The sequence below is a fragment of the Niveispirillum fermenti genome, from assembly GCF_048066175.1.
Lineage (GTDB): Bacteria > Pseudomonadota > Alphaproteobacteria > Azospirillales > Azospirillaceae > Niveispirillum > Niveispirillum fermenti.
Window position 1 is genome coordinate 1 of sequence record NZ_JBLTXA010000010.1, and the last position, 21,908, is coordinate 21,908.

Below are 21,908 nucleotides of genomic sequence, written 5' to 3' on the forward strand. Positions count from 1 at the left end.
GGTGATGGTGGCACCGGCCTCTGCTGTGCCGGAAATAACCGGCGTATCATCCTTGGTCAGGCTGCTGCTGGTAATTTCCGGGGCATCCGGGGGCGTGACATCCGGTGGCAGCTCGACACTCATCATCGCCACGCCGGACTTCAGGCGGGGATATTCGGACAGGATGCCGGCCGTCACCGTCGATGTCAGACCGATCGGGAAGGAACCGGAAACCTCCGAGCCGATGGCCGTGACGTCGAACGAGACCTTGTACATGGTTCCGATGGTTTGCAACCCGGTGATGCCGGCGACGCTGCTGGTGGCCAGGGTCGTCGGGTCCACGTATTCGATCACGACGGGGCCTGCGGTCCAGCCGGTCGGCAGCGCGGGTGCGAAGCCGATCGTGGTGCCGATCACGGACAATGCGCTTTCCAGGGTGACCAGGAACTCCACCTTCTGCGGCGTAGTGCCATCAAAGGTGACAGTCGGGTCGATCGCCTTCGCCACCATGCCGAAGGTGGTGCCGCCGCCCTGGGCGGACTGGGCGATCGTCACACCGGTGGCGATTTCGATCTGCGTCACATTATCGCTGCCGCCGCTGTCGCGGACCGACCGCAGCACAATGGCGCGAAAGGCACTGTCACCAGGGGTGATGCCGGCGAGTGTACCGGTATTGCTGTAGGTCAGGTTGTCGATCCGGTCGGTGATTTCATTGACCTGGGCCGTCATGCCGACAAAGGTGACCGTGGCAATATCGCCGGTCACCGACACGTTGTAGATGAGATCGGGGGAGTTATAGCTCCCGCCATCGACCAGATCGATATCCAGCCCGTGGATTGTGATCTTCTCATTGGCGGTGCCATCCACGCCATGCACGGTCAAGGTAAAGCCGACGAAGGCCTGGGCGATGTCCAGCGTGTCGGCGACGGTCAGGTTGAACAGATCGACGCCGCTGCCGCCGCTGCCATTCTGGAATCCGTCATTGGCGGCCACGGCGTGCAACAGGGGCGGCGTGTTGCCGGTGGAGACGGCAGTGTTGTTGGTGACCGGCGTGGTGGTCAGGCTGGAGGCATCGTTGCCTGTGATATCCTGGATGGCGTTGACGTCATTGCTGCCACTCGGGTCGGTATAGGCGACGGTGACCGACTGGCCGGCGGTGACGGGCGTGGCCAGCGACAGGATGACAAGCTTCGACGGACCGTCCACCAGCACGCTGTTGACGGCAACCGCATTGCCGCCGACCATCACGGTGAAGGCACCCGGCGCGGGACCGGGCAGCGAAGCCAGTGCCTGATCATAGGTCATGGTCAGGGTGGCGCCATCGACCGTCGCGCTCTGGAAGGTGACCGGGCGGATGGTGGTGACGATGAAGGATTGGTTGAAGTCAGCGGCATCGATGCCGGTCGTGCCCTGGATGGCGGCCGGATCGTCACCCGCCGTCGGGTCGGTATAGGCGAAGTCGATGATATCGCCGGCCAGCAGGGTGAGGTTGCCTGATGGGTTGGTGTCGAGCGTCAGCGTGACGGTCTTGTTCGCGCCGTTGACACTGACCCCGCTCACCACGACACCGGTGCCGTTCACCTGCACGTCGAAGTCACCGGCCGCAGGTGGGCTGGCGCCGTCCAGCGCGACGTCGAAGGTCAGCGTGATCGTGTTTTCACCAATATAGGCCAGGCTCGACACATAGAGGGGGGCAGAGGGCGGCGGCGTATTGTTGGTGACGCTGGTCGCGGGCAGGCTGACGGCATCGACACCGGTGGAGCCCTGGATGGCGTTGGTGTCGTCGCCATTGGTCGGGTCGGTATAGGCGACGGAGACAGTCTGGCTGCTGGTCACCGGCGTGGCCAGCGTCAGGGTGACGGTCTTGTTGACGCCATCGATCACGACATTGGTGACATTGACGCTCTGGCTGTCGACCATGACGGTGAAATCGGTCCCGGCGGGCGCGTTCAACGCATCCAGCGCCTGGTCATAGGTCAGGACCAGCGAGGTCCCGTTCACCGCCGCGCTGACGAAGGCGGGTGCGGGGGGCGGCCCCACCGTGACCATCGCGGAACTGCTATAGGCACTATAGTTCAGGGAAACGCCGGTGGTCTGCGGTATGAGACTGACCGGAAAGGCCCCCGAAGTGTCCGTGCCGGATGCGGTGATGTCATAGGTCAGCGTGTAGGTGGTGCCCAGGTTCAGCAAACCCGATATGCTGGGGACGGTACCCGACGGGGTCGCGGTCCAGCCCTGCGGCAACCCCAGGGAGAAGGTGACCATGCTGCCGATCATGGTGGTTGGCGCCAGGACGGTGGCGGTGAAGGTGACCTGCGTCGGCACACCGGGCGTGAAGTTGTAGGTCGGGCTGTCCGGTGTTGTGGACAGGAAGAAAGTCGGCATCATCACAGAATCGACGAAGGTCACCGTGGCGACTTCGTTGATAGTCGTGGTGTTGTTGGACGCGCCGCTGTCGGTCACGGACTCCAGCACCACCGGGCGGGTATAGCCCTGGCCGATGCTGCTATTGTTGTTCGTGACCTTGTACGCGATGCCGTCGATCAGCGTGCCCATGTCGCTGTTGCTCAGCGAAAGGCCGCTCAGGGTGACGGTGGCGACGCCATTGGCGAGCGTCACGGCATAGCTGCCGCCGGCGACGCTGCCCGTGCCTGCCGCCAGCGTGATGTCGGTGCCGCCGATATTCAGGTACTCGGTCCCGTAGGCGACATTATAGACCTTCAGCACCATGCCGGTGAAGGTCTGCCCGTTATCGACGGTGGAGGCGGTCACCGTGTCGAACAGATCATAGCCGGTGCTGCCGTTCAGGCTCCAGAAGCCCTGGTTCTCGGGTGTCAGCGTCAGGGTCGGCGGTGTGTCGCCGCCGCCTGCGGACGTATTGTTGGTGACGCTGGTCGCGGGCAGGCTGGCGGCATCAAGCCCGCCGGAACTCTGGATGGCATTGGTATCGTTGCCATTGGTCGGGTCGGTATAGGCGACGGTCACGGTCTGGCTGCTGGTCACCGGCGTGGCCAGCGTCAGGGTGACGGTCTTGTTGACGCCATCAATCACGACATTGGTGACATTGACGCTCTGGCTGTCGACCATGACGGTGAAATCGGTCCCGGCGGGCCCGTTCAACGCATCCAGCGCCTGGTCATAGGTCAGGACCAGCGAGGAGCCGTCCACCGCCGCGCTGACGAAGGACGGTGCCACGGCGGGCCGGGCGATCGCGACAACGAGGGAACGAGTGAAATTCGCCGCGTCGAGACCGGTCGTGCCCTGGATGGCAGCCAGATCATTGCCTGCGGTCGGGTCGGTATAGATGAAGTCGATGATGTCGCCGGCGGTCAGGGCGCCGCTCCCGCCCAACGCGCTGCTGTCGAGCGTCAGGGTGACGGTCTTGTTCACCCCATTGACTGTGACGCCGGTCACCGGCACGCTGGTGCCGTTCACCTGCACGTCGAAAGCACTGGACGGGGGCGGATTGCCCCCGTCCAGCGCCACGTCGAAGGTAACCGTGAACGTGTTTTCACCGATATAGCCGACGCTCGACACATAGACCGGTACTGTGGCCGGCAATGTATTGTTGGTGACCGGTTGGCTCGTGATGCTGGCGGCATCGACACCGGCCGTGGACTGGACGGCGGTCACGTCGTCACCGGCGGTCGGGTCAGTGTAGGAGACGGCCACCGTGTCGCCGACGGCGACCGGCGCCGACAATGTCAGGGTCACCGTCTTGTTGGGGCCATCGATGGCGACATTGGTGATCGTGGCCAGTCCGGCGCCAACGAATACGCTGAAGCTGGCACTTGTCGGTATATTCACCCCGTCCAGCGCCTGGTCGTAGGTCATGACGAGGGTATTGCCGTCGATCGTCGCGCTCTGGAGGGCGGGTGGCGCGACGGTGTTGTTGGTGACGGATTGCCCTGTGAAGCTGCTGGCATCGCTGCCGGTGGCGGACTGGATGGCGAAGGTGTCGTTGCCGGCCGTGGGATCGGTATAGGACACGGTGACGATCTGCCCCGACGTCACAGGCGTGGTCAGGGTCAGGGTGACGGTCTTGTCCGCATTGACGATCACGTTATTGACGATGGCGGGGCTGCCGCCGACCGTCACGCCGAAGGCCATCAGTTGCGGGGCGTTGAGCTGGTCCAGGAAATCGTCGAAGGTCAGGGTCAGCGTGGCGCCATCGACCGTCGCGCTGACCAGGGCCGGGCCGCCGGGCGTGTTGTTGGTGACCGACTGGCTGGTGAAGCCAGCGGCGTCGATGCCGCCCATCGACTGGATGACGGAACCCGTGTCGTCGCCGGTCGTGGGGTCGATATAGGTGACGGTGACCACCGCACCCGCCGCGACGGGTGACGCCAGGGTCAGGGTCACGGTCATGTTGTTGGTGTCCACGGTGGCCGTGGTCACCGTCACCAGCATGGAATCGGCCATCACCGAGAAATTGGTCCCGGTCGGCCCGTTGATCGCATCCAGCATCTGGTCATAGGTCAGCACCAGGGTGGAACCGTTGACCGTGGCGCTCTGCAGGGCCGGAGCCGCCGGCGTGTTGTTGGTGACGGACTGGTTGGTGAAGGTCGCCGTATCCGCGCCGGTGGTTGACTGGATGGCAAAAAGATCATCGCCGGGCGTGTCGGTATAGGTGATGGTGACCGTCTGCCCCGACGCCACCGGCGCGTTGAGGGCCAGGGTGATGGTCTTGTCATTGTTGACGGTCACGCTGCTGACGGCGACCGGGCTGCTGTCTACCGATACCGAAAAGGCCATCGACAGCGGCGCGTTGAGCTGATCCAGGAAATCATCGAAGGTCAGCGTCATGCTGGTGTAGTTCACGGTGGCGCTGACCAGCGCGGGCCCGACGGGGGGCGAGGTATTGTTGGTGACGGCCATGTTGAGTATGGAGCCGGCATCGTCGCCGTCTATGTTCTGGACGGCCAGCGTGTCGTTGCCACTGGTCGGGTCCGTATAGCTGACGGTGACCGTCTCGGTCGACAATATCGGCCTTTGCAGGGTCAGGGTCACCGTCTTGTTGGCGCTGTCGACAGCCACGGCCGTGACGATGACGACACCGGGATGCATCCCGCCGCTGGCATTGACGCCGAAGGTCCCGACCTGTGCCACATTCGTCGCGTCCAGCGCCTGGTCATAAGTCAGTACCAGGGTGGAACCATCGACTGCGGCGCTCTGCACTATCGGCGGATTGGGCACGGTGACGTTGACCGTTGCGGATATGCCGCTCAGGCTCGCGACATTGTTGCTGCTGCCGTTATCGGTGACGCTGTTGAGGGTGATGGTTCGGGGACCGGCTGTCACGGTCGCCGCCTGGTTGATATAGCCGATACCATCGATGATGGACTGAAGCTGGGCTGCCGTGATCGGTGTCGTAAAGGCAAAATCATAGGTCTGCGCGTTGGCGCTACCGGATGCGGTGTAGCTGCCATGCGGGATGCCGCCAACATCGACCTGGCCGCCGGCGCTGCTCATCCCCCCGAGCACGCCGGGAACAGTCAGCCCTTCCATCATATCCGCGAGGCCGCTGATCGTAATGGAGAAACCGACGAAGCTCTGGCCGACATCGTTGGTGTCGGCCGTGACGCTGGAAAACAGGTCGACGGGGGTGGAGGTGCCCTGAGGATAGCTGGCGGTCGCACCGGTGGCGGTCAGGGTCGGCAGGGTGCCGGTCGGGGGCGGCGTGACATTACCGATATTGACGGTCGCGGACGAGCCGGCAAGGCTGGCGGTGTTGTTGCTGGCACCATCGTCGGTGACGCTGGTCAGGGTGATGACGCGGGCGCCGTCGGAGGGCGTGCTGCTGTTGTTTTCCGCAGTGTTGTTATAGGCGATGCTGTCGACCAGCGACTGCATTTCGCTGGCCGTATATCCGAAGCCCGAAAGGGTGACGGTGGCGGTGGTGCCAGTGACGCTGACCGTGCCCCCCACGGAACCGGAAGTGGTCACCCAGGCGAAGCTGGCGCCATTGACCAGCGCCAGTGTGCCGAAGGCACCGGCGACAGCGTTCGGCATGGAGAAGCCGAGCATTTCATAGGCGTCAAGGACGCCTGTCACCGTCAGGGTCAGCGAGGTGAAAAGCTGGCCGCTGTCATTGGTGTCGGCCGCGACACTGGAGAACAGGTCCGGCGGGGAGGCGGAACCGGCGAAGGTGGCGGTCGCACCGGTGGCGGTCAGTGTCGGCAGGGTGCCGGTCGGGGGCGGCGTGACACTACCGATATTGACGGTCGCGGACGAGCCGGCAAGGCTGGCGGTGTTGTTGCTGGCACCATCGTCGGTGACGCTGGTCAGGGTGATGACGCGGGCGCCGTCGGAGGGCGTGCTGCTGTTATTTTCCGCAGTGTTGTTATAGGCGATGCTGTCGACCAGCGACTGCATTTCGCTGGCCGTATATCCGAAGCCCGAAAGGGTGACGGTGGCGGTGGTGCCAGTGACGCTGACCGTGCCCCCCACGGAACCGGAAGTGGTCACCCAGGCGAAGCTGGCGCCATTGACCAGCGCCAGTGTGCCGAAGGCACCGGCGACAGCGTTCGGCATGGAGAAGCCGAGCATTTCATAGGCGTCAAGGACGCCTGTCACCGTCAGGGTCAGCGAGGTGAAGACCTGACCCGCATCGTTGGTGCTGGCAGTCGAGCCGGAGAACAGGCTCAATGCATTGCTTTCATCGACGAAGGTGGTCGTGACGCCGGTGGCGGTCAGGGTTGGCAGGGTATCCAGCGTGCTGAGCACCCCGGTGAAGGCGGGGATGTCGAAGCCCTGCGTGGTCACGACGCCGATGCGGGCCGCCAGCACGAAATCACCGCCCAGATCGGTGGCCCCCGTCAGGTTGGTCGAGGCAGCGACATTGGCCCCCGTCAGGTCGGCGAACAGGTCGAGCCAGGCATTGCCGGCCGGTTCTCCGGCCAGTTCACACCCGTAGAGCAGGATGTCGCCGCCCGGCTTCAGGGCCGCGCCCAGCATATCCAGGTCGCCGGGGCGTTCGGCCAGCATCGCGGCATCAAGCGTCAGGGCGCCCAGCTTCAGATAGCCGTCGCCGCCATGTGACAGGATGTGGAAGGCATCATGGCCCGCACGGCCGGCGGCCCAGTCGGCCAACTGCGACAGCCCGTCGCCGCGGCCGTCCAGCAACACGACGGCGATGCCGGCAGGTACCCCCTCGGCCAGTGCTTCCCAGCCCGACACCGCGGTGTCGATGAAGGCGACCTCCGACCGGCCCCCGTTCAAACGGCTGTCCATATTGCGGAGTTCCTGCCACACATAGCCGTCCACACCCATAGCGCTCTCCTTGAAAACCGTTTGTTTTTAACCCCTTGGCGTCGACGCCTCGCGTATCGCCTTCAGGGAAATTTCAACAGGGAAACTGTACGGAAAGCCAACGCCCGTCATGCGAAGGCGCCGGCCGGTGACCAGGGTTCTCCCGGTCATGTTTATTCATCCAGCGCCGGGCATTGCCCCGTCACCTTGGTCGAAATGTACATGGAAAGGTAGATTTTGAATTTTCATAAACACCCAATTGATTGATGGTTTTGCGGTTCATGAATGATCGTGTTCAAGAAAATCATGAACTCGAAAGGTTGGTTATTTTAAAATAACTAAAATTTACTGTAATTTTCCCAAAAGTGGAAATAATTAAAATTCATGATCGCATAATACTAAATATACCACTGAATAATCTTTCATAAGTACAAAAAACCTCGGCGTTAATGGAAAGTTAACAAGAAATTTTGGTACTTAACATTATGGAATCTGCCATTCAGGAGCGCCTTATGATGATAAGTACCTTTTGATCGTGCCTATTTGATTGTCAAGAGGATTTGTGTCCAGGATTTATTTATCCCTCCACATGTGTCGAATTCCTTTTTCGCTGGGTCTGGAATGGAAACCTTTGTTTTTGCTTTACCCGTGGATTCCGAGTAAGTAAAATGAATAAAACTGAATGACGAAATCAATCTCATGAATTTGAGCCGTATCGATTTGAATTTGCTGGTGGTTTTTGACGCCGTCGTCCGCACCGGTTCCGTCAAGGACGCTGCACCCCTGCTGGCATTGAGCCAGCCGGCGGTCAGTCATGCGCTCAACCGCCTGCGCGAGATGTTGAACGATCCGCTGTTCGTGCGCAGCCATAACAAGCTGGTGCCCACCGAGCGTGCCCGGGCGATGGCCGGGCCCGTTGCGAAGATATTGGAGGATGTGAGCCGGGTCGTCGCGGGCGGGGAGTTCGATGCCAGCAGCAGCAACCGTACATTCCGCATTGCCATCAGCGACTTCACGGCCCTGACCATTGTCCCTCGGCTGATGCGCAAGCTGCGCCTGCTGGCACCGGATACGACGCTGGACCTCATGCCGGTTGGCGAACAGACGCTGGCCCTGCTGGAGAAGGGGGAGCTGGATTGCACCTTCTGGGGCCTGCGCCCTCCGGAAACGCCCTACCAGTCGCTGCCGCTGTTCCGGGACAGTTTCGTCGGCTATTGCTGCAAATGGCACCCGTTGATGCAGGCCGGCCGGGGCCAGATCACGACGGACGACTATCTGGCCTATCCCCACGCCATCGCACAGTTTCGCGATCCCAATCCCAGCCCGGTCGATGTGGCCCTGGCGGCGATGGGCCAGAGCCGCAACATCGTGCTGCGCTCGCCCAGCTTCATGAGCAATATCTCGACCATCGCCGGGACCGACCTGATCGCCACGCTGCCATCCAGGCTGGCCCCGGTCGCGACGTCCCAGGGGTTGAGTTCTTTCCGGCTGCCCGTCACGGTGCCGGACTTTCCCTATTCACTGGTCTGGCACCGGCGCACGGAGGCCGACCCTGCCGTCGACTGGTTCAGACAGTTGTTCGCCGACCCCGATCTTTTGGTCTGAGAACAAGTTGCGATGAATGGAATTCATCGCAACTTGGTCCGGCGGCGACCGCCACAGCACCGCTCGTTCGGCGTCGCCAAGCCAACGAATGTTGGCACCGGCGTGCGCCCACGGATGTGGGCGCCGGCGATTGGGCGGTGATCAGAACCAATAGGTGCTGATCACCGCAAAATAGTATGATCCGGGGCTGTCCTATCCCGCCAGGATCATGTCCGACGCCTTTTCCGCAATCATCACCGTCGCGGCATGGGTATTGCCGGACACGATGGTCGGCATGATGGAGGCGTCCACCACGCGCAGCCCCGTCGTGCCGCGCACCCGCAATTGCGGGTCCAGCACCGACCTTTCATCACCACCCATGGCGCAGGTGCCGGACTGGTGATAGCCGGTGGAGCCGGCGGCCCGGCAGAAGGCCAGCAGCGCGTCGTAGCTGTCGGCCTCAGGGCCGGGTGTCAGTTCATGGTCGAAATAGGGCGCCAGGGCGGGCTGGCCCATGATGCGGCGCGCCCATTCCAGGGCCGCCACGGTTGCCCGCTGGTCTGCGGGATCGGACAGGAATCCCGGCCGGATGGCGGGATGCGCAGCCGGGTCCGATGATCGGATATGCACCGACCCGCGCGATCGGGGGCGCATGACATATCCACCAATGGTCATGCCGGGTTCCCGTTCCATCTGCATGCGCCCGCTTTCGGCCAGGGCCTTGAAATCGACCGTGCCGGGGCTGGCGAAGAATTGCAGATCGGGCAGGTCCAGGGCCGGGTCGGACCGCAGGAAGGCCGTCAGGTTCGATCCCCCCAGGGCCAGCAGGCCCGACCGGGCCGTGGCATAGCGCAGCACCTGCCCCAGAAGGCCCAGCCCGCGCGACAGGCTGTTCAGGCTGGGACTGCCGGGCTTCAGGCGGGCGCGGACCATGCTGGCATAATGGTCCTGCAGGTTCTCCCCCACGCGCGGACTGTCGACCAGCGGCGTTATCCCCAGCGAGGACAGGCGCTGCGCATCGCCGATGCCCGACAGTTCCAGCAATTGCGGGGAGTTGATGGCCCCGCCGGCCAGGATCACCTCGCGCCGGGCCGTGGCGCAGCGGGCCTGTCCGTCCTGCAGGAAATGCACACCCGTGGCCCTGGAGCCGAAGAAGCGGACATGCGTGGCCAGGGCCCGGGTCACCACGGTCAGGTTCGGCCGGCGCATGGCCGGGTGCAGATAGGCCACGGCCGCCGACCGGCGCAATCCACGCCGCGTGTTCAGCCGCACGGGTGCCACACCTTCGCGCGTCGTGCCGTTCAGGTCGTTGCTGCGCGGTGCGCCGGCTTCGGCGAAGGCATCGATGATGGCCTGCTGCACCGGGTGGCGGAAGGGGACGTCGCCGATATCGAGCGGGCCACCGACGCCCGCCTCCTCCTGGCTGTCCGCGCGGCCGGTCTGGTTCTCCACGCGCCGGAACAGCCCCGCCACATCGGACCAGGCCCAGCCCGTGCAGCCCTGCTGACGCCAGCCCTCGTAATCCTCCGGCAGGCCGCGGACATAGATCATGCCATTGATGGAGGAGGAACCCCCGAGCACCTTGCCACGCGGGAAATGGTGCTGGCGTCCGTTGCTGCCGGGGTCGGGCTCTGTCTTATAGTTCCAGTTGATCCGGGGGTCGGCCAGCATGCGGGTGAAGCCGGCCGGCAGATGGATGTTGACGTTGCTGGCGAACTGGGCGGGTTCCCGCAGGGGGCGGTCATCGCCGCCGGCTTCCAGCAGCAGCACGCGGTTGCGGCCATCGGCGGACAGCCGGTTGGCCAGCACGCACCCGGCCGAGCCGGCACCGACAATGATATAGTCCGCTTCGAGCTGCGTCATGTTCCGCCCTGCCTTGTCTTCCCGCGGACGGCGAATATCCTGCGTGCCCGGTTGCCCGCAAGGGCTTCCAGCATGCCGCCACCCGTCCCGTTGTTCCTGTTCTAAGCCCGCGCGGGTGCCTTGGGGGAGGGGTGTTCGCGTCACGCCGTCCCTCATCGCCGATGTGATCCTTTGCCCCGCCCGGCTGCCCGCTGATTCCGCCATGCCCTATCAATAGGCCCGAGGCCAGCCATCGGGGCATAATGGGAAGGACAGCATGACAGCATTATTCTCCACAACGGGGCGCCGTGCGCTCGTCACGGGTGCATCCAGGGGGTTGGGCAGGGCCATTGCCCTGGGGCTGGCGGGGGGCGGTGCCGATCTGGTGCTGGCCGCCCGCGACGGTGCCAGACTGGAAGAAGTGGCGGGCGAGGTCCGCGCCCTGGGCCGCCGTGCGGATACGATCAGCTTCGACCTGGCCGACCTGACGGCCGTGGAGGCCGCCGCCGCGTCGCTGGCCGGTGATGAACGGCCCATCGACATCCTGGTGAACAATGGTGCCATCGCCGGCTGGGGCGCGCTGCCCGACAGCACGCTGGCCCAGTGGCAGAACATGTTCGACGTCAATGTCGCCTCCATGTACCTTCTGTGCCGGGAATTGTCGCGCGGCATGGCGGCGCGCGGCTGGGGCCGCATCATCAATTTCGCCTCCTATGTGGCGCAGACGGGCCGGCCGAACCTTGCCGCCTATACCGCCAGCAAACATGCCGTGTTGGGGCTGACCCGGTCCGTGGCGGCGGAACTGGCGCCACGCGGGGTCACCTGCAATGCCATCGCACCCGGCTTTTTCGATACCGACATGGCCGCACCCACGGTCGGCAACCCGCAAAGGGCGAAGATCTTCCGCGATGCCATCGCCATGGGCCGGTTCGGCGACCCGTCGGAGATCGTGGGCCCGGCCCTGTTCCTGGCGTCGGATGCCGCGTCCTACGTCACCGGTCACATGCTGAACGTGGATGGCGGCGTGGCTGGCATCCTGTCGCTGCCCGTCGTGGTGGAAACCTGACAATCCTGTCCCCGTAAGGCTTTGCACGATGCAAGTGATGAGTTTGCGGCCTGCCGGGGATCATGTATCTGATCCATCCTTCGCTGGAGAAGGCGATGGCTTCCTTTAAAGGCTGGATCGATTTTAATGAGTGGCAGGACGCATTGTTCGACATACAGCGGAATGAGATGTGATGTGCCCCAGGTTCATCGCCTGGTATCGGCGTCGTTCCGTTCCCGCGTCCAAATAAAACAACAGAACCTTATTTGAGGGAGGGAAGTCATGAAGCTGCGCACCTTGACCATGGCGCTGCTGGCCACATCAACCTTGTGCGGCACCGCACCGGCCATCGCGCAGGAGGCTGCCCCCACCGCGCCGCAGGCCAGTGCCGGTCTGCTGGAAGAGATCATCGTCACGGCCCGCCGCCGCGAGGAGGCACTGCTGGACGTGCCGATCGCCGTCTCCGCCATCTCCGGCGATGCTCTGGCCAAGGTCGGCGTCACCGATGTGCAGGGCCTGCAATACCAGACACCGTCCCTGACCATCACGGCCCCCGCCAGCCAGCGCAACGTCGTCTCCTTCGCCATGCGCGGCCAGCGCGTGCAGGAGACGCAGCTTTTCACCGATCCCGCCGTCGGCACCTATTTCGCCGAAGTGGTCCAGCCCCGTCCCTATGGCTTCGGCAATGCGCTTTACGACCTGCAATCCGTGCAGGTGCTGAAGGGCGTGCAGGGCACGCTGTTCGGCCGTAACATGACGGGCGGCGCCGTGCTGGTCGAGCCGCACCATCCCGTGCTGGGCGTGACGGAAGGCGAAATGAAGCTTTCCGCCGGCAATCGCGAGATGTACGAGGTCTATGGCGTGCTGAACGCCCCGCTGGGCGATAATTATGCCGTCCGCGTGGCCGGCAAGGTCCGCCGCCGCGATGGCTGGGCGCACGAGGTGACGACCGGCCGCAAATATGACAACCAGCATTACGAGACGTTCCGCATCTCGCTGCTGGCCAAGCCCTGGGAAGGGGTGGAGAACCTGACGGTCTTCGACCATTTTGTCAGCGATGAGAATGGCACGGCGGTCTTCCTGACCTCCATCTCCCTGCCGTCGGCCCTGTCCAACTATGAGAATCTGCGGCGCGGCGGCCTGATCACCGACAATATCCCGGCCGAGTTCGAGGCCGCGCGCGAACTGTTCCGCAAGAAGCGCTACAGCCTGGATATGGGCGCCGGCGAGGGTGGCCGCATGGATGCGCTGGGCCAGCCGTTCGAGAAGACGCGCAATAACGGTTTCACCAACAAGACGACCATCGAGCTCAGCGACACGCTGACCCTGAAGAACATCTTCGGCTATCGCAACCAGAGCCGGAACGTGGTCCAGGATTATGACGGCATCCCCGCCTTCCTGATCACGCCGCGGCAGTTCGCCTATGTGGAGAATATTTCCGAGGAACTCCAGTTGCAGGGCGAGTCCGCCGATGGGGATTTCACCTATATTGTCGGCGGCTTCTATTTCAAGGAAAAGGGCATCGACGGTTCCTACCAGAACACCCTGCCGCAACTGACCATGGCCGGCGCCGGCGCCCTGCAGACCGGCACGGCCAGCCGCTTCGTCGGCTACAGCGCGGGCGAGGGTTTCGCCGAGGCCTATGCCGGCTTCGTGGCGGGCACCTACAAGCTGACCCCCGATCTGACGGCATCCGGCGGCCTGCGCTACAATTACGACAAGCGCAAGATCACGCTGTCGCCCACCCGGCCGGTTCTGCGCACCTGCGAGTTCGATCTCAACCTGACCACGCCGGGCGTGCAGTCGGTGCCCTACGACCAGTGCTTCTTCACCAATCAGAAGAGCTTCGATGAGTTCACCTACGACGCGACCCTGCAATACAAGCCCAGCGACAACCTGACGACCTACGCCTCCTACCGGCATGGCTTCCGGGCGGGCGGCTTCTCCACCCGCGCCCAGAATGCCATCGCGGCGCAGCCCTTCCTGCCGGAAAAGGTGGACGAGTACGAACTGGGCGTGAAGACCGACACCTGGCTGGGTGACGGGCGTCTGACCGGTGGCGTGGCCCTGTTCCTGCAAAACGGGTCGAATGTGCAGAAGCAGCGCGCCACCAGCTTCGACACCGACGGTGACGGCGTCGTCGACAACATCATCACCGTCGTCGACAACACGGCCAAGCAGCGCAACAAGGGCGGCGAGCTGGATTTCAGCTACACCACAGATGCCTTCAGCCTGACGGGCTTCTATTCCTACATCAAGGTCGACGTCCTGCGGGGCAGCACCACCATGACCATGCCCAACGGCACGGTCCTGCCGGAGATCGAGCAGCGCGGAACGCCCAAGCACCAGTTCGGTGTGACCGGCACCGTGAACCTCCCCATCGATGAAGCCATGGGCACGGCCGCCTTCACGGCCAATTACACCGTGCGCAGCAAGATCTATCTCGATGATTTCGAGCTGGAGGGCCTGCAGCCGTCCTACAGCCTGGTCAACCTGCGGCTGGAATGGAACGACATCAACCGTTCCGGCGTCAGCGCGGCCCTGTTCGGGACGAACGTGTTCGACAAGCAGTATCGCGTCGGCGTGCTGGGGCTGATGGCCGAAGGGCTGGGCTTCCAGTCCAGCGTCTATGGCGAGCCGCGCATGTTCGGTGTGGAACTGGGCTACAAGTTCTGATCGCCCCGAGGGGGTGGCGGGCAGGGATGTTCCCCGCCCGCCACCCCTTTTTGCCGCCATCTGCCTGCACGGACGGGACATGACCACGAACCTTGCCAACCTGTCGCACACGGATCATCTCTTCATCGCCGGGCAGTGGGTCCGGCCGGCATCCGGCGGCGGCTGGATCGAACTGGTTTCACCATCCACGGAAGCGGTGCTGGGCGCGGTCGTCGCGGCATCTCCGGCCGATGTCGACCGCGCCGTGGCTGCCGCGCGCCATGCGTTCGACCATGGTCCCTGGCCGCGCATGACGGCGGGGGACCGGGCGGCGGCCCTGCGCCGCGTGGCCGACCGGCTGGCCGCCCGCGCGCCGGATGTCGCCTATGCCTGGTCGGCGCAGGTGGGCATGCCCATCGCCCATTCCGGCATGTTCGCCCAATATGCCCGCGCCTATTTCGACTATTTCTGTGGTCTGGCCGAGGGCACGGGCTTTGAGGAGCTGCGCACCCCGGCCCAGGGTGGCACCTGTGTGGTGGTGCGGGAGCCGGTGGGCGTCACCGTCACCATCGTGCCCTGGAATGCACCGCTGGCCACCTTGCTGTTGAAAGTGGCGCCGGCCCTGATGGCCGGCTGCACCGTGATCGCCAAGCCGTCGCCCGAAACGCCGCTGGAAGCGCTGCTGCTGGCTGAATGCGTGGCGGAAGCGGGCCTGCCGGAAGGTGTCTTCTCCGTCCTGCCGGCCGGGCGCGAGGTGTCCGAATACCTTATCCGCAAGCAGGAGGTGGACAAGGTCAGCTTCACCGGCTCCACGGCGGCGGGGCTGCATGTGGCGTCCATCTGCGCGTCCCGGTCGGCCCGCGTCACGACCGAACTGGGCGGCAAATCGGCCGCCATCGTGCTGGAGGATGCGCCCGTCGACACCGTGGTGGGCGGCATCATGCCCAACCTGATCGGCCTGTGCGGCCAGCAATGCGCCGCCTTCAGCCGCATCCTGGTGCCCCGTGCCCGGCAGGCGGAAATCACCGAGGCGCTGGCCGCCGCCTTCCGGTCGGTGCAGGTGGGCGACCCGTTCGCGGCGGACACACAGATGGGCCCGCTTGTCGCCCGGCGGCAGCTGGACCGGGTCCGCGACTATGTCAGCCGTGGCCAGGCGGAAGGCGCCCGTCTTGTCACCGGCGGCGGCCGGCCGGCAAACCTGCCCCGCGGCTGGTATATCGAGCCCACGCTGTTCGCCGAGGTGGACAATGCCATGACCATCGCGCGTGAGGAGATTTTCGGCCCCGTGGGCAGCATCATCCCCTTCGACGATGTCGAGCAGGCCATCGCCATTGCCAATGACAGCCCCTATGGCCTGTCGGGCGGTGTCTTCACCCAGGATACCGACCGGGCCTATGCCGTTGCCCGGCGCATCCGGACGGGCAATTTCGCCCAGAACGGCCGCGTCATCGATTTCACGCTGCCCTATGGTGGCTTCAAGCAGTCCGGCGTGGGCCGGGAAGGCGGGATCGAGGGGCTGCACGGCTTTACCGAGATCAAGACGGTTTTCCTGCCGCACGCCCCGTCGCATCTGGCCCCGTCCGGTGCGGAGCAGCCGGCATGACCACAGGGGAAGGGTACGCGCCCGGCTATACGCCGCTGAGGGCGTGGTGGGCCGTGCTGGTGATCGTGTTGTTCCAGATCGTCTCGCTGATCGACCGGACGGTCATTGCCGTGCTGATCCCGGAGATGCGGGCCGATCTGGGCCTGAACGATTTCCAGCTTTCCCTGATTCAGGGCATGGCATTCGCCCTGTTCTATGGCGCCATGGGGCTGGTCATCGGCGGTCTGGTGGATCGCTGGTCGCGCCGGGGCATCATGTTCGCGGGCATCACGCTCTGGTCGCTGGCCGCGGCCGCCACAGGTCTGGCCCGCAACTATGCGCAGCTTTTCGGCGCCCGGCTGCTGGTCGGGTTCGGGGAGGGGGCCATCTCCCCCGCCGCGCAGTCGCTGCTGTCGGGCATATTCCCGCGCCACAGGCTGGCCACGCCGATGTCCTGCTTCGTCGCGGCGGGTGTGGCCGGCATCGGCCTGTCCTTCGCGCTGGGGGGCTTCCTGCTCGATCATTTCACCCGCTCGCCGCTGGGTGGTCCGCTGGAAGGGCTGGCGCCCTGGCGGCAGGTGCTGGTGGTCACCGGCCTGCCGGGGGTGCTGATCGGGCTGCTGGCCTTCAGCTTCCGGGAACCGGCCCGGGCTTCCGTACAAGGTGCCGGTGCCGGCTGGGGCGTGTTCTTCGCCCATCTGCGCCGGCATGCGCGGCTGATCGGCGGCATGATGGGCGGGTATCTGCTGGCCGCCATGGCCACGCAGGGCACCATGATCTGGGCGCCGACCTATGCCCGCCGCGTGCTGGACATGGGTGCTACGGAGGTCGGGGCCATGATGGGCCTGGCCGTCACACTGGGCGGCATCGTGGGCGGCCTGTCCATGGGGCTGCTGGTCGACCGGCTGTTTGGCCGCGGCATCCGCGATGCCGCCCTCAGGCTTTATTTCTGGATGCTGCTGCTGGCGCCGCCGCTGGTGGCCCTGGGTATCCTGGCCGGGTCGGCCCAGGTGATGTTCCTGGCCATCCTGCTGCTGATGCTGACGGTCGGCGCTTCCTTCGGCCCGGCGCTGACCGCCGTGCAGATGGTATCGCCGCCGGAGATGCGGGGCCGGTTCGGGGCGCTGGCCGTGCTGGTGTCGAACCTGGGCGGGCTGGCGCTGGGCCCCATGCTGATCGGCGGGCTGACGGATTATGTCTTCGCCGATCCCGACCGGATCGGCTGGTCCATCACGCTGTCGCTGGTCGTGCTGGGTGCTGCCGCCGCCGCCCTGATCGCTTGGGCCCGGCCGGCCTACAGCGAGCGGATGCGGGAAATGTGACGGGACGCCGTTGCCATCTCTGGCGGCGGCGGGGCGTAGCGGGAAAGGGCATCCGGTATGAACGACATGATCACGCAGTCAAACCACCCCCGCCCCTTCACCATTGCCATTCCCGATGAAACGCTGGACCTGATCCGCCGGCGGCTGGAATTGTCCGCGCCCCGCCGCCATGCCCCGGCCGATGACCGGGACTGGCGCTATGGCACCGATGCCGGCTGGGTGGCGGGCCTGCGGCAATATTGGCTGACGCGGTATGACTGGCGCGCGGCGGAACGGCATCTGAACCGGCTGCCGCAGTTCATGGCGAGCGTGGACGGGACCGATATCCATTTCATCCATCTGCGCGGCGACGGTTCGCGCCTGCCGCTGGTGCTGACCCATGGCTGGCCGGGGTCGTTCTTCGAGTTCGACCGCGTGGTCGAACCCCTGGTGGCAGCCGGTTTCGACGTGGTCGTGCCGTCCCTGCCGGGTTTCGGCTTTTCCGGCCGCCCCGACGGGATCATCGGCCCCCGGCATGTCGCCTCGCTCTGGCGCCGCCTGATGGTGGATGTGCTGGGCTATCCCCGGTTCGGGGCGCAGGGCGGGGACTGGGGGTCGGCCGTCACCACCTGGCTGGGGCGAGACCATGCCGATGTGGTGGCCGCCATCCACCTGAACCTGTTCATGGGGCCGGTGGTGCCTTCGGCCGGCGACGATGCCGAAACGCTGGCCTGGCGCCAGCGGCTGCTGGCCGTGCAGCAGATGCAGTCCGCCTATATGATGGAACAGGCCACGAAACCCCAGACCATCGGCCTGGCGCTGGCCGACAATCCGCTCGGCTTCGCGGCCTGGGTGGTGGAGAAGTTCCATGGCTGGGGAGATACGAAGGGTGATATCGACGGCCATTTCGGCAAGGATGCCCTGCTGACCAACCTGATGATCTATCTGGTCAATGACGCGGTGCAGTCGGCCATCTGGATGTATCACAGCATCTTCACCGAGCCGCGATCGGACGACCGCGTGACAGTGCCCACGGGATGCGCGCTGTTCCCGGCGGAGTTCCTGCCCTATCCGCCGCGCGCGGTGGCGGAACGCTGCTATCATGTGACCCGGTGGACGCCGATGCCGGCCGGTGGCCATTTCGCCGCCATGGAGGAACCGGCCGCTTTCAGTCGGGAGGTGGCCGCCTTCTTCGCGGATTTTTGAAGCGGTTTGTGCCAAGCTGCCGGATGGCGTCGCCTGGCGCATGGGATGCATTGATCAGAACCATAGGTTCTGGTCACCGAAAAATAGTATTACGCCACCAGTTGCCCGTCCGGGTCCTGTACAATTTCCCCTGGCAGGACATAATCCAGAATGGCATGGATGCGGGCCTGGGCGCTCTGGTTGCGCACGGCATGGGGCTTGCGGTTGTTGATCTCCCAGATCTCCCCCGCCGCCAGATGGCGAACCACACCGGCGATGCCGAAATCCACGCCTGGCGCGGTGACGATGGGAAAATGGATGCGATGCGCCCGTGACAGCGAGGCGCCATTGTCCCGGTGGGAGCCGATATTGCCCCCGGCCGCCAGCCGCACCAGGATGATGCGCTGAAAATAGCCGGGGCCGCTGATGGTGCCCGGCGGCGGGTTGCGGGCGTAGAAATCCCGGATGATGTCCATCACCGGTTCCAGCAGGGGCTGGAACCGGGCGAAGGCCGGCTGGATGGTGGCATCGGTGTGCCGCATGTCCGGATCGAAGATCAGGCCCACCGTTTCGGTTTGCGCATGGGCGCGATAAACCTGCTGGCGCCCCGTCTCCGCCGTCCAGGCATCCGTCCCCATGGCGGCCATGGCAGCCTGGGCGGGAGCAGGATCGGCGCTGCCGATGAAGCGGTATTCCCCGTCGAAATACATGGTTTGTCCTCCGATCACGCCGACCGTATGACAGGCCGGCTGCCGCGCACGGCGAAATACCAGATGAACAGGTAGGATGGCGCCATCAGCGCCAGGAACACCCACTGGAAATGCGCCACCTCCTTCAGCAGGGCGAACATCTGGGGGACGACGGCACCACCGGAAATGGCCATGACCAGGATGGCGGAACCGGTGCCGGTGTGCCGGCCCAACCCCTGAATGGCAAGGGGGAAGATGGCGGGCCACATCATGGCATTGGCAAAGCCCAGGGCCGCCACGAACCCCACGGAGACATAGCCCTGTGTCGCCCAGGCCCCCGCCACCGCCGCCGCACCCAGCAGCGCGGACAGGGCCAGATAGCGTTCCTGGCTGACGACGCGCGGAATGAGAAGCAGCCCCACGATATAGCCCAGCATCATGCCGCCCAGCGTCAGGGAGGTGAAATAGGCCGTCTGCTCAAACGGCAGGCCGAACGCTTCGCCATAGATGCCGATGGCATCGCCGGCCATCACCTCCACGCCGACATAAAGGAACAGGGCGACGGCCCCCAGCCACAGATGGCGGAAGCCCAGCAGATCGCGCCAGTTGCCCCCGCCGCCCCCACCTTCTTCCGCCCGCAGGTCGGGCAGGGGAGAGCGCCAGACGCCCAGTGCCAGCAGGGCAAGGATGGCGGCCATGGCCAGATAGGGGCCGTGGACCTTCTGCGCGAAGCTTTCCAGAAGCGGCGTGCGCGCCTCCGGTGCGGTGCCGGCCACTTCGGCCGCCAGATCACCCACGCCCTGCATGACCAGCAGGCCGAAGACGATGGGCGCCAGCATGCCCGCCCCCTTGTTGCAGATGCCCATCACCGCGATGCGCCGGGCCGCACTTTCCGGCGGCCCGGCCAGCACGACATAGGGATTGGCCGCCGTTTGCAGGACCGCCAGTCCGCCGCCGATGATGAACAGCCCGACCAGCGTGCCGGGGAACCAGTGCATGGTGGCGAACTGACCGAACAGGACGGCCCCCACGGCCATGACCGACAGGCCCAGCGCCATGCCGCGCTTCATGCCCGTCCGGCGCAGAATGGCGGCACTGGGCAATGCCAGAACCAGATAGGAGAGGTAGAAGACCATCGGCACTAGAAAGGCGCCGACATCGCTGAGCGAGAAGGCCAGCTTCACGAAGGAGATCAGCGGCCCATTCAGCCAGGTGACGAAACCGAAGATGAAGAACATGGCCCCCAGGATCGCGAGGGTGCCGCGCGGGGCGGCGGGGCCGGGTAATTCCGTGTTCATCCCTGTTTCCCTTGTTCTCATCCGGGCACAGGGTTTCATCCGGACGGGCTGTTCTGCCGTCCGTCCGCACCCCCCATGTCCGCCCCGGTTGTCCGGGATTTTGATCCGGCGGCGACTGCCGCCCTGCGCCCCGTGGCGCGTAGCCAGGCCCACGGATATGGGCGACGGCAGTTGCGGTCCGGTGATCGGTGCCGATCACCGGGAACAGTATAAGGCGGTCAGTCGCCGATGGGCTGTTGCGGGGCGATCCCGTGCAGGGAGGCGACGCTGGCCCTGGTCTGGCGCAGCATCAGTTTTGCACGGGGACCCAGGCTTTCGGCAACCTGATAGGCCAGAAGATCGATCATCAGCAATTGTGCAAACCGCATCGGGTTGGGCTGGAATTCATGTACGCCCGATTGGGTCAGATCGACATGCAGGCAGATATCGGCATCGCGGCCCAGCGGGCTGTCCCGGTCGGTGATGGCCACCGTCTGGGCCCGGTAATAGCGCGCCAGTTCCACACTGTCCTGCAGGGCGCGCGGCCGCCCGGTCGATGAGACGAAGATGGCGGCGTCGGCTGCCTCCAGGGTCGCGGCGCTCATCCGCTGCATATAGCTGTCGGTATAGAAGGTGGACGCGATGCCAAGGCGGAACAGGCGATTGTGCATCTCCTGCGCCAGGATGGCGGAACTGCCGCCCAGGCCGTAGATCAGCACCTTGCGCGCCCGCGCCAGCGCGGCGGCCGCCCGGCCGATCATTTCCAGGTCCAGCCCCGCCATCGCCCCGTCGAGGGCGGCCAGCGCCCGGCCATGCAGGTGGCGGGCGAATTCACCGTTGGCCGTGCCATCGAACCCGGCAGGCGGTTCGGTGGCCGTGCCGGTGCTACCGGCCTCCACCGGCAGGCGGGCATCACGCTGGGCCTGACGCAGGGCCAGATCCTGAATGATACGGTATTTCAGGTCGCGGAACCCTTCGCAGCCGATGGTACGGCAGAAGCGGACCACCGTCGGCTCACTGATCCCGATATCGGCGGCGATGGCCCGCACGCTGGAGCGCACGAATTCCTCCGGTTCCGCCATCAGCTTGCGGGCGATTTTCGCCTCCGACCGGGACAGCGACGGCAGCAGCGCCTCTATCCGGTCCAGCAGATCGTCCGGCACCGCATTGTCCTGATATACCATCGACCATCCTACCGGATTCTGCTGTGTTCTGATGTTGTTGGATGTTTGTTACATTTTGGCCAAACAATCAACGACATTTTTGGCTGGCCGGGGGCGGATGAAGGGGGCTTTGTCATAGTTATTTGATTATAAATAGAATTTATGCCGGCATCTCTGCCTCCTTGCGGGCGGCCAAAGAGCTTTGCGGGCGTTGCCAGCCCGATCTCCGATTCTGGATGCGAGAACGAGGTGCCGATTTTAGATCAATAATGTATCAAAGCTACATTTTATGTTTGACGTTCCGATCAATTCGGCGGATGAAGAAGAAAGGCCGATGGAACGGCGCATGTCGCGG

The 21,908-nt window shown here is 64.7% G+C and carries 11 protein-coding genes; 6 read left to right on the forward strand and 5 right to left on the reverse strand.

All coding sequences use genetic code 11. From position 1 onward, the window contains the following. On the reverse strand, positions 1-7,212 hold a 7,212-nt coding region (locus ACM9LZ_RS12220), incomplete at its 3' end, for a SwmB domain-containing protein (RefSeq protein WP_416619748.1). A 717-nt stretch (positions 7,213-7,929) separates the two neighbouring features. Between ACM9LZ_RS12220 and ACM9LZ_RS12225 the strand changes: the two genes are divergently transcribed. Next, the gene (locus tag ACM9LZ_RS12225; protein WP_416619749.1) at positions 7,930-8,835 is read left to right on the forward strand and encodes a LysR family transcriptional regulator; all 906 of its coding nucleotides are present in this window, start codon (positions 7,930-7,932) and stop codon (positions 8,833-8,835) included. Between the two features lie 192 nt (positions 8,836-9,027). On the opposite strand, the gene ACM9LZ_RS12230 is transcribed toward ACM9LZ_RS12225, so the two are convergent. Then, complete coding sequence (locus ACM9LZ_RS12230; RefSeq protein WP_416619750.1) at positions 9,028-10,677, reverse strand: GMC family oxidoreductase; 1,650 nt, start codon at positions 10,675-10,677, stop codon at positions 9,028-9,030. A gap of 256 nt (positions 10,678-10,933) precedes the next feature. On the opposite strand from ACM9LZ_RS12230, the gene ACM9LZ_RS12235 reads away from it, so the two are divergent. From ACM9LZ_RS12235 to ACM9LZ_RS12255, 5 genes are all read left to right on the forward strand, one after another. Then, positions 10,934-11,722 (forward strand): SDR family NAD(P)-dependent oxidoreductase, encoded by a 789-nt coding sequence (locus tag ACM9LZ_RS12235; RefSeq protein WP_416619751.1) that lies wholly within the window; start codon positions 10,934-10,936, stop codon positions 11,720-11,722. Positions 11,723-11,983: 261 nt separating this feature from the next. Then, positions 11,984-14,377: a TonB-dependent receptor gene (locus tag ACM9LZ_RS12240; protein WP_416619752.1), complete on the forward strand. Its 2,394-nt coding sequence runs from the start codon at positions 11,984-11,986 to the stop codon at positions 14,375-14,377. 79 nt (positions 14,378-14,456) lie between these two features. Then, the gene (locus tag ACM9LZ_RS12245; RefSeq protein WP_416619753.1) at positions 14,457-15,959 is read left to right on the forward strand and encodes an aldehyde dehydrogenase; all 1,503 of its coding nucleotides are present in this window, start codon (positions 14,457-14,459) and stop codon (positions 15,957-15,959) included. Then, on the forward strand, positions 15,956-17,260 hold the full coding sequence (locus ACM9LZ_RS12250; RefSeq protein WP_416619754.1) for an MFS transporter: 1,305 nt from the start codon (positions 15,956-15,958) through the stop codon (positions 17,258-17,260). Before ACM9LZ_RS12245 ends, ACM9LZ_RS12250 begins: the two co-directional genes overlap by 4 nt. 57 nt (positions 17,261-17,317) lie before the next feature. Beyond that, positions 17,318-18,445 (forward strand): epoxide hydrolase family protein, encoded by a 1,128-nt coding sequence (locus ACM9LZ_RS12255; RefSeq protein ID WP_416619755.1) that lies wholly within the window; start codon positions 17,318-17,320, stop codon positions 18,443-18,445. Positions 18,446-18,534: 89 nt separating this feature from the next. On the opposite strand, the gene ACM9LZ_RS12260 is transcribed toward ACM9LZ_RS12255, so the two are convergent. The 3 genes from ACM9LZ_RS12260 to ACM9LZ_RS12270 form a co-directional block, all read right to left on the reverse strand. Then, on the reverse strand, positions 18,535-19,134 hold the full coding sequence (locus tag ACM9LZ_RS12260) for an aspartyl/asparaginyl beta-hydroxylase domain-containing protein (RefSeq protein ID WP_416619756.1): 600 nt from the start codon (positions 19,132-19,134) through the stop codon (positions 18,535-18,537). Positions 19,135-19,148: 14 nt separating this feature from the next. Further along, the gene (locus ACM9LZ_RS12265; RefSeq protein ID WP_416619757.1) at positions 19,149-20,411 is read right to left on the reverse strand and encodes a sugar MFS transporter; all 1,263 of its coding nucleotides are present in this window, start codon (positions 20,409-20,411) and stop codon (positions 19,149-19,151) included. A 218-nt stretch (positions 20,412-20,629) separates the two neighbouring features. Further along, positions 20,630-21,574, reverse strand: a complete 945-nt coding sequence (locus ACM9LZ_RS12270) for a MurR/RpiR family transcriptional regulator (protein WP_416619758.1) — start codon at positions 21,572-21,574, stop codon at positions 20,630-20,632. Between the last annotated feature and the right edge of the window lie 334 nt (positions 21,575-21,908).

Coding starts and splice junctions, on each gene's coding strand:
- ACM9LZ_RS12225 (WP_416619749.1), top strand. CDS start 7,930: ATGAATTTGAGCCGTATCGATTTGAATTTGCTGGTGGTTTTTGACGCC.
- ACM9LZ_RS12230 (WP_416619750.1), bottom strand. CDS start 10,677: ATGACGCAGCTCGAAGCGGACTATATCATTGTCGGTGCCGGCTCGGCC.
- ACM9LZ_RS12235 (WP_416619751.1), top strand. CDS start 10,934: ATGACAGCATTATTCTCCACAACGGGGCGCCGTGCGCTCGTCACGGGT.
- ACM9LZ_RS12240 (WP_416619752.1), top strand. CDS start 11,984: ATGAAGCTGCGCACCTTGACCATGGCGCTGCTGGCCACATCAACCTTG.
- ACM9LZ_RS12245 (WP_416619753.1), top strand. CDS start 14,457: ATGACCACGAACCTTGCCAACCTGTCGCACACGGATCATCTCTTCATC.
- ACM9LZ_RS12250 (WP_416619754.1), top strand. CDS start 15,956: ATGACCACAGGGGAAGGGTACGCGCCCGGCTATACGCCGCTGAGGGCG.
- ACM9LZ_RS12255 (WP_416619755.1), top strand. CDS start 17,318: ATGAACGACATGATCACGCAGTCAAACCACCCCCGCCCCTTCACCATT.
- ACM9LZ_RS12260 (WP_416619756.1), bottom strand. CDS start 19,134: ATGTATTTCGACGGGGAATACCGCTTCATCGGCAGCGCCGATCCTGCT.
- ACM9LZ_RS12265 (WP_416619757.1), bottom strand. CDS start 20,411: ATGAACACGGAATTACCCGGCCCCGCCGCCCCGCGCGGCACCCTCGCG.
- ACM9LZ_RS12270 (WP_416619758.1), bottom strand. CDS start 21,574: ATGGTATATCAGGACAATGCGGTGCCGGACGATCTGCTGGACCGGATA.